Genomic DNA, 13,644 nt, shown 5'->3' on the forward strand with positions numbered 1-13,644 from the left:
ACTGTGGCGCGTCTTGTGCCAGCAAAGCGGGATGTCGCGGTGGGAGACAGCCGTCAGGCCGCTTCCTCACCAGACTGATTAAGCTTTTCTAGCAGGTCGCCCGCAGCTTCGGCAATGACCGTTCCGGGAGGGAAGATCGCTTCGGCCCCGGCTTCGAACAGTTTGTCGAAGTCCTGCGGCGGGATCACGCCCCCGGCAACAATCATGATGTCTTCACGACCAAGCTTGTCCAGCTCCGCACGCAGCTGCGGCACAAGGGTCAGGTGACCCGCCGCAAGCGAGCTTGCCCCAACGATATGAACATCGTTTTCGACCGCCTGTTTGGCGGCTTCTTCCGGGGTCTGGAACAGCGGGCCGATATCGACATCAAAGCCCAGATCGGCAAAGGCGGTGGCGATGACCTTTTGACCACGGTCATGGCCATCCTGCCCCATCTTGGCGATCAGGATACGTGGACGGCGACCTTCATTGGTTTCGAACTCGGTGATCAGGCGATCAACCTTGGCAAGCGCTTCGTTATCGGCCCCGACCTCGGTCTTGTAAACGCCCGAGATGGACCGGATCACCGCCTGATGACGGCCATAGACCTTTTCAAGCGCATCGGAAATCTCGCCAACCGTACATTTCGCACGAGCCGCCTCGACGGCAAGCTCCAGCAGGTTGCCATTGCCTCTATCTGCGGCATTGGTCAGCGCCGTCAGCGCGCTTTCAACAGCGCCGTTGTCACGCTCTGCGCGCAGACGTTCGAGTTTGGCGATCTGCTGGCGACGGACTTCGGCGTTATCGACCTGAAGAACATCGACCGGACGATCATCGGTCACACGGTATTTGTTCACCCCGACAAGGCTCTGGCGGCCGCTATCGATGCGGGCCTGGGTGCGGGCCGCGGCTTCTTCGATGCGCATTTTCGGAATGCCGGCCTCAATCGCCTTGGCCATGCCGCCCTGTTCTTCGACCTCGGCGATATGGGCCCATGCCTTTTCTGCCAGATCGCGCGTCAGGCGTTCGACATAATATGAACCACCCCACGGATCAATGACATTGGTGGTGCCGCTTTCCTGTTGCAGGAACAGCTGGGTGTTACGCGCAATCCGGGCCGAGAAATCGGTTGGCAGGGCCAATGCCTCATCCAGCGCATTGGTATGCAGCGACTGGGTGTGGCCTTGTGTGGATGCCATCGCCTCAACACAGGTGCGGATGACGTTGTTAAACACGTCCTGGGCGGTTAGCGACCAGCCAGATGTCTGGCTGTGGGTACGCAGCGACAGCGATTTCGGGTTTTGCGGATCGAACTGTTTGATCAGCTTGGCCCAGATCATGCGGGCGGCACGCATCTTGGCGATTTCCATGAAGAAGTTCATGCCAATCGCCCAGAAGAACGACAGACGCGGCGCGAATTTATCAATCGGAAGACCCGCCGCCTGACCGGCACGGGCATATTCAATGCCATCGGCCAGCGTATAGGCCAGCTCAAGGTCGGCCGTCGCACCGGCTTCCTGCATGTGATAGCCGGAAATCGAGATCGAGTTGAATTTCGGCATGTTTTGCGAGGTAAAGGCAAAGATGTCCGAAATGATGCGCATCGAGGGTTTCGGCGGATAGATATAGGTATTGCGCACCATGAATTCTTTCAGAATGTCATTCTGAATGGTGCCCGAAAGCTGTTCGTGCTTCACACCCTGTTCTTCGGCCGCCGCAATATAAAGCGCCATCACCGGCAGAACCGCACCATTCATGGTCATGGAAACCGACATCTGATCAAGCGGGATGCCATCAAAAAGGGTGCGCATGTCATAGATGCTGTCAATCGCCACACCGGCCATGCCGACATCACCGGCGACGCGCGGATGATCGCTGTCATAGCCACGGTGGGTGGCCAGGTCGAAGGCAATCGAAAGGCCCTTTTGCCCGGCGGCAAGGTTACGGCGATAGAACGCGTTGGATTCTTCGGCGGTCGAGAACCCGGCATACTGGCGGATCGTCCAGGGACGCTGCACATACATGGTCGGATAAGGACCGCGCAAGAACGGCGGCATGCCCGGCATGGTGTTTAAATGATCAATCCCGTCCAGATCCTTGGGACCATAGGATGATTTGACATCAATGCCTTCTGGCGTGGTCCAGGGCGTGCTTTCAAACGGGTCCTTGGCACCCGCGGATGCGCCGTCAAACAGCGGAAGGTCGGAGAAATCAGGAATGCGGGTCATGGTTATTTCTCCCCCTGTTTGCCAAGAAGATGATCAAGTGCGGCATCACAAATGCCAAGAACATCGGCCCCGACAAAGACAAACTCATCAATACCGGCTGCTTCGTAAGTGGACCTCGCATCGCCGGGATGTCCGGCAAGGTAAACGAGGCTGGCCCCCTTGGCCTTGAGCGCCTTGGCAACGTCTGCTGCCATGTCGGCATACTGTGGGTCCGATCCGCAAATCACGGCAATCTTGGCCCCGCTATCGGCAAAGGCGGATGCAAGCACATCGGCCGTTTCAAAGCCGTTATTGGTGATGGCTTCAATCCCGCCGGCTTCAAAGAAGTTGCGTGCAAAGGTCGCGCGTGCTGTGTGCTGGGCGACCTTGCCAAGATTGGCGAGGAAGACCTGCGGGAAGGCGCCGGTCTTTGCCTTATGGCTATCTGCCCGCTTGCGAAGCGCCTCATAACTTTCCGAAAGGCGATGGGCGGGCAGTGCGCCAATACGGGTCGCAGCACTGGTGCCATAAAGATCGGTAAACATGTGCCCGATGGTGGCCCCGGCACGCACCGCCTCGATCATGTCCGAAAGGCTTTTGCCGACGGTGCCGTCAAACTTGGTCTGGCGGGCCTTGGCATCGGCAATGATTGCCTCAAGATCGGGGGCTTCGCACGCGACCTTGGCTTCCGCGATATTGGGGAATTCCGAAACACCGGTCAGCGGATCGCGTCGGGTGGCAAGGCGTTTTTCGCGTGCGTGCCAGACGGTCTCGATCTCGGTCTTCAGGCTGCCATTGGCAAGTGCACTCAGGATCCCGCCAGATGACTCGAGTGCCTGGAATTTCGACCAGGCGGTCTTGGCCAGTTCCTTGGTCAGGTTTTCGATGAACCACGAACCCCCTGCCGGATCGATCACCCGGTGCACGTTGCTTTCTTCCTGCAAGATCAGCTGGGTGTTGCGTGCAATGCGCCGCGCAAAGCCATCGGGCAGGCCAATCAGATGGTCATAGGGCAGGCAGGTCACACTATCCGCACCGCCAAGACCGGCAGCAAAGCTTGTGACTGTGGTGCGCAGCATATTGACCCACGGATCAACCTTGGTCAGCGCCATTTCGGCCGAAACCGCATTGATCGTGATCGTTGCATCCTCGGCACCCGATGCCGAAAGAACCCGGCTCCACATCATACGAAGGGCTCGCAGCTTGGCGATTCCGGCAAAGAAGTCGGTGCCGATTGCGACGTTAAACACCATCGCACCTGCGGCCTGATCAACCGCCATCCCGGCATCGGTCAGGGCACGCAAATAGGTCACCCCGCTTGCCAGCAAACAGGCCAGTTCCTGACCATCGGTGGCACCGGCATTATAATAAGGGGCGCCATTGACCGAAATCGCGGTCGCCAGCGGGAACAGATCAATCAGCTCAATCGCAACACTTGCCGCGTGATCAACCGCTTCCTTTGCGCCACAGGGAAGGGTACCCGTCGTGGCCAGGGTGCCGATCGGATCTATGTTAAAGGCCGGGGCTGCTTCGTCCGCACCATCGGTATTGGCAATGTGCGCGGCCAATAGGGCCGCGACCGGAACACCCGCCGCCCCGCCATCAAGGCCGATGGTGGCAAGGTTGGTGTAAACATCATCAAGGGCGGCATCGAGATCGGCCAGACAATGAATGGCAACCCCGTCCACTCCCACTTCGGCAGAACTGATTTCGCGCCCGGCGCGGGCAGCGGCATCCAGTTTCAGCGTGATCGATGTGGCACCGTTTTCAAGATCTTCGAGGATGGCGGCGTTGGTGGCCTTGAGATCGGGGTGGGTATGAAGCTGGCGGATGTCCCAGCCGGTGACGGTTTCACGTGGCTCGACCGTGGCATTAAGAACTTCATGGATCAGCCGGGTCGTGTCATCCTGATCATCGGCGGTATAGATCGGCTGAACGGAAAAACCATCAAGCGAGTTGGTGACAAGCTTCTTTTCGAACGGCGCGCCTTTAAGGGCCTCTTCGGCAAGCTTGCGCCAACTGGCGTAATCAGCAGATGGAAATTCGGATGCGAGCTTTAGCGGGTCGGACATGGTTTCTCCCGGCTTGGTTCATCCCGGCCTTGATGCGACTCCATATGGGGTTTCCATACGGCGTTGGGCACGGAACGTTGCCAAATTCTATTCTACTACGGATTCCCAGTACCCGGTACACCCCGCCCGGCCGATTCATGCCAAGAAAACACCATCGGTATTCTGACTCGCGCAAATGCCTGCAAAAAGGGCCTTTGCGCTTACAGTTGCGGGGGCAGTTCCGGGTTTAGCCACACTGCTTTAACGCAGGGCCGCACCGGATTCCCGACCATGTTTTCCGGTCACATTCGCGACATGGCGGTTTATAGCACCTGCTCCTAATTCCGTAAATAGGCATGGAAATACCTATTTAGGCGGATATGCCACCCGACAAATCAGGTTTCCGTAACGTTATGTCGCCGGAAACATTGGGGTTTTATCGGATCGGTCGTGGTTTCGGCCCTGGCGGGTGTGGTTCATAACGGCCTTATACTTTCGCGGAACAGGTGCAGGATCGGGATGAAGGCAGAACATTGCGTGGCAAAAATTTGGCGTGTTTAACCAATTTGACATTTTCATCTGCCAGTTTGGACTTGTCCCAATTCTCGGAGTATCGCCATCCATGAACGCGCTCAGCGCCATGCCGTCGCAATTTTGTCCTGATGGACTTGTTGCGTTCGCCGACGACAGTCCCAGCGCCAAGGCAGCCCTTGAAACCGTGCTGCGCCGGGCCGGATATGACGTGGCCGGTTTTGATTGTGCCGATGATCTGATTGATCAGCTTGACGGCATGTGCCCGAATGCCATCATTCTGGATATCGAAATGCCGGGCATGAGCGGTTTTGAAGCCTTCTGCGAAATCCGCCGCCGTTATCCCAACAGCGACAATGTGCCGGTCTTCTTCTTCTCGGCCCACTATGATGCCGATACCCGCGCACAGGCCGACGCGCTGGGGGCTGCTGATTTCATCAGCAAGGATGCCAGCCCGAAAGTCGTTCTCGAACAGCTCAACCGGGTTCTGGGCAATTCCATGAGCGCCTGCTAAGCGCTTAAATCATGATATTGCAATGATCAACGCTCTGCCTTGGCAGGGCGTTTTTTTATATCTGCCAGGCTGGTCTTGCTTGCCTTCATTCCCATATTTCGGGCATAGCATGATCGGGGTTTATACCCCGCTACCACGTCCATCCAGTCCCGGAGCGCCCCGCAATGCCCCATTCTCCAACGCCGCCTGTTGCCAATCCGATTCTCGTTGAAGCCACCCGCGGTGCCATGGTCGAAAGTTTTCACCGTGGCCGGTATGTGGTGATGAAAGCAGATGGCACGGTGATTGATGAGGGCGGCGATATTGATGCGCTGATGTATCCGCGCTCCGCCATCAAGCCGCTTTTGGCGATTCCGCTGATTGAAAGTGGTGCGGCCGATGCCTTTGGTCTTGAGGACAAACACATCGCACTGGCGTGCTCCTCCCATAATGGTGAGGAAGAACATGCCAATACGGTTGCCGCTTGGTTGGAACATGTCGGGCTGTCAGTCGATGCGCTGGAATGCGCAGCCCATTATTCGCTGAGCCTCAATGCCGCAATCAAGCAGGCATCCGATCATGTCAAACTGACCAAGGCGCATAATAACTGCTCGGGCAAGCATGCCGGGTTCCTGTCGACTGCGCAGCATCTTGGCGAAGACCCCGCAGGCTATATTGAAGAGCAGCACCCGGTGCAGCAGCGCCTGATCAAGGTTCTTGAAGACATGGGCGATTGCGATTTGTCATCCAGCCCGCGTGGTATTGATGGCTGCGGCATTCCGGTGATCGGCATGCGCCTGCGCGATCTGGGGCTTGCCATGGCGCGCATGGCCGATCCATCGGAACTTTCCGAAACGCGCATTAATGCCATCAAACGCATTCGCAAGGGCTGCGCCAAAGCGCCGTTTATGGTGGCGGGGACTGGCCGGTTCTGTAGCGCCATCATGGAAGAATGCGGCGAGGACGCCTTGGTCAAGGTCGGGGCAGAGGGCGTTTATTGTGCGGCCTTCCCCAAACAGGGGCTTGGTGTCGCGCTTAAGATTGATGATGGCACCCAGCGCGGGGCAGAGGTTGCGATGGGCGCGATCTTGCGCAAACATGGCGTGATCGACGATGCCCGGGCCGAGGTGCTTAAAAATCATCTGACCCCGGTTCTGACCAACTGGGCGGGCAAATATGCCGGGGACTTGCGCCCGGCCTTCTGATGGCCAATCACCAAACGGGGAACGAATGCAAAGCATTGCGGCCTATATCTTTGCGGCCATTGCCGAAATTGCCGGATGTTTTGCCTTCTGGGCCTGGCTGCGATCGGGGAAATCGATCCTCTGGGTTGTGCCCGGTGTTCTCTCGCTTATTATCTTTGCCTGGCTTCTGACCCGAGTTGAGGCCGATTTTGCCGGGCGGGCCTATGCCGCCTATGGCGGGGTTTATATCACCGCCTCGATCTTCTGGATGTGGGTGGTCGAACGCAGCATGCCAGATCGCTGGGATATCATCGGCTTGCTGGTGTGTCTTCTGGGGGCGGGCATCATCCTGTTTGCCCCGCGCTAGTGTGATCAGGCTTTCTCGGCTTTTTCGTCGGGCTTGTTGCCGGTGCGATCTTCGGCGGGCAGCAGCACATGGAACGTAGTGCCCTTGCCGACCTCTGTTTCAAGCCAGATGCGCCCACCATGACGCACGGTGACGATGTCATGGGTGATCGACAATCCCTGTCCTGTGCCCTTGCCGACTTCCTTGGTGGTAAAGAACGGGTTGAAGACCTTGGACCGGTCTTCCTTGGCAATGCCGGTGCCATTATCGGAAATCGAAATCAAGATGCTGTCATCAAGCGATGTCGTCTTGACCGTGATATGGCCTTCGTCGGGTTTGCGCCCGGCAGCCTGAATGGCCTGGGCGGCATTGACGATCAGGTTGAGGAAGACCTGATTGACCTCGTTGATGTGGCACGGAATATGCGGGATTTCCGGGTCGAACTTTTCGATGATGTCGGCATTGTGTTTCCATTCATTGCGCGAAATCACGATCACGTTTGACAGAACCCGGTTGATGTCGGTGGTGGTTTTCTCTTCCCCGCCAGGATGGGAAAACTCCTTCATCGACAGCACAATGCGCGCCACCTGATTGATACCATCGAGCGACTGCTGGGTGGCATGCGGGATTTCCTCAAGCAGGAATTCCAGATCGGAATCGCGCATTTGTCGGGCGAAATCCTCAAACGTGTTGGGTGGCAGGTGCGCGCGGTTTTTCCAAAGTGTCTGCAATGCCAGCCCCAGCATGCGCGACAGTGACCCATAGCTGTCATTGAGGAACTTCAGATTGTCGCGGATATATTGGCTGGGCGTATTGATCTCATGGGCAATGCCACCTGCCAGATGGCCGATTGCTTCGAGCTTGAGCGCTTCGCGCAGGTCTTCTTCAAGCTTTTTCTGAGCTTCTTCGGCGGTCTTGCGTCGCGTGATGTCCCGGAAAATATACAGATAACTCATTTCCGAGCTGAAATTTGCCGGGCTTACGATGATTTCCATCGGAAAACTGTCGCCATCAAGGCGCTGGGACATGGTTTCCGTATAGTCATACTTCAGAACGCCACTGCTGATATTGATGCAGCGGTTCAGAAGCTTGTGGCGCACGGTCGCCTTGCGATCAATGAACATGACATCGACCGACGTCCCCAATAATTCATCGCCCGTGGCGCGCAGGATTTCAGCAGCCGATTTGTTGAAATCCTGGATCATGCCGGTCGCATCCACGATCAGGATGCCTTCAACAACGCTATCAAGAATGGTCTTGAGCCGCTGTGTGGTTTCCTGTTTGCGACGCTTCTGTTCGGCAAGCAGCGCCATGAAACGCGCACGCACGTCTTCGGGCGCGTCAATTTCCTTGGCGGCGTCGAGCAAATCCGAACCCGATGCGACCTCGGCCGAGCCACTCAGGATTTTGGGTGCTTCGGTATCGTCCTGATCGTGGGTCATTATTTCTCCCCGGGGATCATTTCATTACCCTGCCCACCACGGCGAACACGAATGGGTTCATGGAACTGATGGAGCTCCTGAAACACGCGCAACCGCTGCAGCTGAATTTCCGAAACATAGTTGCCGTGGGTCAAAAGCACATGCCCGTCACGGGTTTCGATATCGGTCAGCAGGAAGTCACCCATGCGCAGGTTCTTAAGGTAAATGTCATGCTGGGTCCCTTTGGGGTAGGCGACCTTGTCATAGGACGGGTCTTCCTTGGCCAGCAGGGCTTCGATCTTATCAAGCAGGTCCGGGTCATAGCGCTTTGCCTGATGGCGCAGCTCGTCAAAATGCTGTTTCACCACAAGATCGCTCTCCACGATCTTGCCAAGGTCATTGAAAACCCGAAGCACACGCGCACCCAACGGAATATCCGTCCCCACCGGGCCCTCGGCCGGGAAGCCCGATCCGTCAAAGTTCCGGTTTTGCAGATAGACAATGCCGGCAACCTGTTCCAGACGCGGAATATTGGAAATCAGTTTTTGCGCCACTTCGGGCGTACGACGGACCACGTCGCGTTCAAGCGGCTGCAGCGGCTTTTCCTCGCCAAGCCGCGCAAGGATTTCCGGCGGCAGGGAAACATACCCGATGGGTGCCAGAAGCGCCGCCAGACCCAGTTCCCACGGGTGGGGATAGCCGATCGATTTTGCAATGGTATCGCACCAGATTTTGGCGCGCATGGCCTTGCCAAAGATCGCCGGATTAAGCTGTGCGAGAACCTCTGTCAGGACCTTAACACTGCCCGCCAAGGTCTGCTCGATCAGGGCCTTTTCGGCGGTGATCAACTGATACTGGCGCAAGCCGGCCTTCACACCGGCAATCAGGTCTTCGTCTTCGCAGGGCTTGTTGAAAAACCGGAATATGTGCCCGTGATTGATCGCCTCGACCGCGGTATGCTGATCGGCATTACCGGTCAGCATCATATTGACGGTATCGGGGTTGAGTTTGGCGACCTCGGCCAGGAGCTGTACGCCATCCATTTCGGGCATGCGCATATCGGCGACACAGACGGCATATTTCTGGCCACCCTTGATTTTTTCAAGGGCCTGCACCGGGCCAACAGCAGTGTCGAATTCGAACTTGCCACGCAATTTGCGCTTAAGCCCCATCAGCAGGTTTTCATCGTCATCAACAAAGAGCACGGGGGGATTCTGTGTCATCATCTCTCTCCCTTACTTGTCCAACTCGCGGTATTTCTGTTCCACCAGCCGGGCGGTTTCACGCCAGACGGGCAGGCGGTCGCGTTTGCCCAACCGGTCAAGATATTCCAGATCAATCCGGCTTTCGGGCGCTGTACCGGTGCGCTGTTCAATCGCGACTTCACGGGCGAGATGCTGCGCAACATAAATCGCACTCAGCGCGTTCATTTCGCTATGTGGGGTGTCTTGTGGCCGATGGTGATAGGCAACCGTTTGCACCATCGCACTGGGAAAACCCCAAAGCCCCAAAAGATACGCCCCGATTTCCGGATGGGCCGCACCAAACTGGTCGCGCTCGGCAACATAGATCGGGATGTCTTCGGTCTCGACCCGTTTGACGACCTCGGCCATTTCATTGGCGCGAAATGCATACAGGATCAGGCTTCCGGTGTGGCTCAGCATACCGATGGCGGGCATCACACTGATGACTTCCTTGGGCAGCTTTTCTTGCTCGGCGATCAAGGTCGCAACCACGCCAAGCTGCTGGCTGCGCTGGCAAAGCTGCATCATCCGGTCGACTGCGGGCTTGGGGCCATCAAAACTGCGAAACAGGCCGTTAAACAGCGCCAGCGCCTTGAGCGTATCAACGCCAATCATGCGAATGGCCTGCGAGATCGAGGTGATTTTCTGACTGATGGCGAAATAGGCCGAGTTGGTCAGTTTCAAAATCTCGGCAGTCAGCGCGATATCGGATGCAACAATGCTGGTCAGCTGCTCGTTGCTGACCAGCGGGTTTTCCAGCGCTTTGACAAGATTGGTATAGGTATCAGGCGGGGAAGCAAGCGCATCAATCCCGCCAACCAGTGCACGCAGTTCCGGCTTGGTCAGCAGGTTGCGCAGATCAAGCGCGTTTTCGATGGTTTCAATCAGCATCTGATCATCGCACGGTTTGGCCAGATACTGATGCGCCGGGCCAACTGTGCGCAAAATCGCCTCTTCCTCGGCAAAGCCTGACAGGATAATGCGTGCGGTATGCGGGTGTTTTTCCTGCATGATGGTCAAAAGGCCCGCACCATCCGTTCCGGGCATGCGCATATCGGAAATGACAACATCCGGGTCGATCTCGTCTGCCTTGGTCAGCGCACTTTCCGCATCATGGGCAAAATGCACCTGCCATCCGGGGCGGGTTGATCGCACCCGGCGGCGCAAACCATCCAGAATGTTTTTGTCATCATCGACAAAAAGGATGACGCTCATTTTCACCTCATGCGTGTGTTCCATGCTTCATACATGGGGCCTGCAGAGGGTCTTTGATAGTCCGCATATGTGGAGGGTAATGACCTTTTTGCCGCTTTTCTCTAGTTGCGGGGCAAAAGGATGCGTGAGCTTAGCTGTTGGTCAGCTCCCGGTACTTGTCCGATACAACTGCTGCGATGTTGGCCCATTCTTCCAGATGGCTTTCCTTGCCAATGCGCGCGAGATAGTCCGTATCAATGCTGCTTTGAACCACCTGTCCCGCATCGCGGACGGCAATTTCGCGGGTCAGATGCTGCGCAACATAGATCGCCGTCAGGGCGGTCATTTCCTGATGCGGAAGATCCATTGGCCGGTGGTGATAGGCAACCGCCTGAATAACCGGGGCCGGGAAGCCCCACAAGCCCAGCAAATAGGCACCGATTTCGGCATGGCCGGCGCCGAATTGTTCGGTTTCGGCCTGGTCTATTGAAATGCCTTCCTTTTCGACCCGGGTGACAACCGCCTGCATCTCATCGGCCCGGTTGGTGTAAAGGATCAATGAGCCAATGTGGCTTAGCATCCCGATCGACGGAACGGCGTGGCAAATCTCGCGCGGCAGGCGTTCATATTCGGCAATCAGGGCGGCCGTTACCCCGATCTGCTGGGAACGATGACACAGGCGCTTAAGGTTCGCGGCCTGACTGGCCGGGCCTTCAAAGCCACGATAAAGCCCGACAAACAGGGCAAGCGCCTTGAGCGTTTCCATGCCCAGCATGCGCACGGCATGCGCCACCGATGAAACATTTTGCGTGACGGCAAAATAGGATGAATTGGTCAGCTTGAGCACCTCGGTCGTGAGCGCAATGTCGGATTCGACAATTTTGCTGATCGTCTCAAGCGAGTAATTGGGATCAGAAAAGGCTGTTTCGAGGCGCATGTACGTGTCTGGCGGGGAAGCGAGACTTTTGGAATCCGCGACAAGCGTGCGCAGCTCGGGACTGCGCAACAACTGCCGCAGGCCAAGGGCGTTCTCGATGCTTTCAATCAGGGTGTCGTTGTCGCACGGCTTGCTCAGAAACTGGTGCGCCGGGCCGATGGTGCGCAAATAGGATGCGTTGTCCGCATGACCGGTCAGAATGATCCGCACCGCATCGGGATGGGATTTTTGCAATGTTTCAAGAAGGGTCACCCCGTCCATGCCGGGCATCTGGATGTCCGAAACGATGACATCGAAATCATGGTTTTCGGCAAGCTCAAGGGCCTCGACCCCGCTATTGGCAAAATGCATGTTCCATTGCGGTCGTGCACTGCACAGGCGTCGGCGAAAGCCGTTCAGGATGTTGGCATCATCATCGACAAATAAAATATGGTGCATTGGACCGGTTTCTTTTCAAACACATTTTGCAGATGGGACCCCTTGGCTTCCAGAACAAGACCATCGGACAAAGGCCATAATAACAAACGACTCGACATAAGGGTGGACCACATTTTGACAGATTTTCTGGTCCGGATCGGTGTCTGTGATCATTATGTGCAAATAACCTGTGTAAAAACCATACAACGGTATAAGTCGTGAGGCTTCATATACTTAACTGTTCGTGATTTTTGGGCCGATTGTCATATTTTGTCAGAATGTAGCGTGCAAAACCTCGGTACAATTTTAACGATTTCAAGAATGACGCGCATACAAGCCGTTCAAGATCGACCGGGGATACGATCATCTAAATGACAACGCGCACGGAACTGGTCGATGCCATCAAGAAGCATCAGCTCTATGTGATGAAGCAGCCTGGCGGGAAGCGATTGCATTTGCGCAATGGCAACCTGTCGCGCATCAAGATGAGCAATATCAGTCTCGAAGATGCGGTGCTTCCAGGTGCCAACTTCATTCAGGCTGCAATCCGCGACGTCAAATTCGATTTCTGTGATCTGTTTGGAACCAACTTTGTCGAGGCCGACCTTGAAGGGTCGAGCTTCATGCGGGCCGATTTGCGCGGGGCCAATATGGCGCGCGCGAAACTTCGCAATGCCAACCTCAAGGGGGCTGATCTTCGCTCCGGCGTGATGGTGATTGTTGATTCCGGACGCGAAAAAAAGGTCAAGCGCAACACGGATCTGACCAATGCCGACCTGCAAGGGTCGATGATGTCAGGCGCCAATCTGGCAGAAAGCAATATGTCCGGCGCCCGGCTTGCCGATGCCGATCTCAGTGACGCCAACATGTTTGCCGTCAACCTTGCGGGGGCGGATCTTTCGGGCTGTAACCTTTCGGGGGCAAAGCTTAAAAACGCCAACCTCAAGGGGGCCAGGCTCAAGGATACCCTGTTGCTGGGAACCGATCTTTCGGGTGCCAATCTGCGCAATGTCGATCTGTCCAATGTCGATCTGTCACAGGCCAATACATCCAATTCGATTGGCAGCAAGTCGGCGACACCCATGCCCGAAGACATCCGTATTCTTCTGAACGCTCATACCGAATGGCTGACCAGTGGCGGGGCGGCCGGGGGGCGGCTGGATGTCACGGGGCGTGATCTGACCGAGCTTGATTTTACCGGCTTTGACCTCTCGGCGGCCTGCTTTGATGATTGCATTCTGCGCGGTGTGCTTCTGGTCGATACCATTCTGGTGATGGCATCAATGCGGAACGCGGATCTGACCCGTGCCCGGCTGAGCGGATCGATCATGAACGGTGTCAGAATGTCATTCGCCAATTGCTCCAAGGCTGTGCTGCAGGGGGTCAAGTTTGGCGGTGTCGAACAACGGGATGTCAAAGGCCAGAAAACCGGTGAAGTCTGGCGGGCCGATCTGCAATCGACCGACTTTTCCAATGCTGATCTTCGCAATTCTGTTTTCGACGAACCCCGGATGAAAGAAGCCAAACTGTGCAAGGCCAACATCGCCGGCGCTGCCTTCGGGGATACCGATCTTTCGGAAGTCGATCTTGTAGGCGCCAATACCGGGTCGATTCTGACCGGGACTATCCCCGAAAAGGTC

General features: G+C 56.4%; 10 protein-coding genes and 1 riboswitch. Of the genes, 4 read left to right on the forward strand and 6 right to left on the reverse strand.

The features are described 5' to 3' along the window. Positions 1–53: 53 nt before the first annotated feature. Positions 54–2,207 carry a methylmalonyl-CoA mutase gene (gene scpA, locus ACXAF0_RS18750; RefSeq protein WP_475347348.1) on the reverse strand — a complete coding sequence of 718 codons (2,154 nt, stop codon included), beginning with the start codon at positions 2,205–2,207 and terminating at the stop codon, positions 54–56. Positions 2,208–2,209: 2 nt separating this feature from the next. Further along, positions 2,210–4,258, reverse strand: a complete 2,049-nt coding sequence (locus ACXAF0_RS18755) for a methylmalonyl-CoA mutase family protein (protein ID WP_475347349.1) — start codon at positions 4,256–4,258, stop codon at positions 2,210–2,212. 135 nt (positions 4,259–4,393) lie between these two features. Further along, positions 4,394–4,573: riboswitch (cobalamin riboswitch) on the reverse strand. A 286-nt stretch (positions 4,574–4,859) separates the two neighbouring features. Here ACXAF0_RS18755 and ACXAF0_RS18760 point away from each other — a divergent pair. The 3 genes from ACXAF0_RS18760 (at position 4,860) to ACXAF0_RS18770 (ending at position 6,812) form a co-directional block, all read left to right on the forward strand. Then, complete coding sequence (locus ACXAF0_RS18760; protein WP_475347350.1) at positions 4,860–5,282, forward strand: response regulator; 423 nt, start codon at positions 4,860–4,862, stop codon at positions 5,280–5,282. 164 nt (positions 5,283–5,446) lie between these two features. Next, entirely contained in the window at positions 5,447–6,466 is a 1,020-nt protein-coding gene (locus ACXAF0_RS18765; protein ID WP_475347351.1) for an asparaginase, read from the forward strand. Between the two features lie 25 nt (positions 6,467–6,491). Then, positions 6,492–6,812: a YnfA family protein gene (locus ACXAF0_RS18770; RefSeq protein WP_475347352.1), complete on the forward strand. Its 321-nt coding sequence runs from the start codon at positions 6,492–6,494 to the stop codon at positions 6,810–6,812. A gap of 5 nt (positions 6,813–6,817) precedes the next feature. Here ACXAF0_RS18770 and ACXAF0_RS18775 read toward each other — a convergent pair whose 3' ends face one another. From ACXAF0_RS18775 to ACXAF0_RS18790, 4 genes are all read right to left on the reverse strand, one after another. Continuing rightward, a complete protein-coding gene (locus tag ACXAF0_RS18775; protein WP_475347353.1) occupies positions 6,818–8,233 on the reverse strand; it encodes a two-component system sensor histidine kinase NtrB in 1,416 nt (471 codons plus the stop codon). Next, positions 8,233–9,435 (reverse strand): HD domain-containing phosphohydrolase, encoded by a 1,203-nt coding sequence (locus ACXAF0_RS18780; RefSeq protein ID WP_475347354.1) that lies wholly within the window; start codon positions 9,433–9,435, stop codon positions 8,233–8,235. The genes ACXAF0_RS18775 and ACXAF0_RS18780 overlap by 1 nt, the downstream gene beginning before the upstream one ends. Positions 9,436–9,447: 12 nt before the next feature. After that, complete coding sequence (locus tag ACXAF0_RS18785) at positions 9,448–10,671, reverse strand: response regulator (protein ID WP_475347355.1); 1,224 nt, start codon at positions 10,669–10,671, stop codon at positions 9,448–9,450. Between the two features lie 130 nt (positions 10,672–10,801). Beyond that, positions 10,802–12,025, reverse strand: coding sequence for a response regulator (locus ACXAF0_RS18790; RefSeq protein WP_475347356.1), 1,224 nt, complete (start codon positions 12,023–12,025; stop codon positions 10,802–10,804). Positions 12,026–12,375: 350 nt separating this feature from the next. On the opposite strand from ACXAF0_RS18790, the gene ACXAF0_RS18795 reads away from it, so the two are divergent. Further along, positions 12,376–13,644, forward strand: a 1,269-nt coding sequence (locus ACXAF0_RS18795) for a pentapeptide repeat-containing protein (protein WP_475347357.1), incomplete at its 3' end; no start/stop codon positions are given.

Source organism: Thalassospira sp. ABD4_177 (assembly GCF_056160125.1).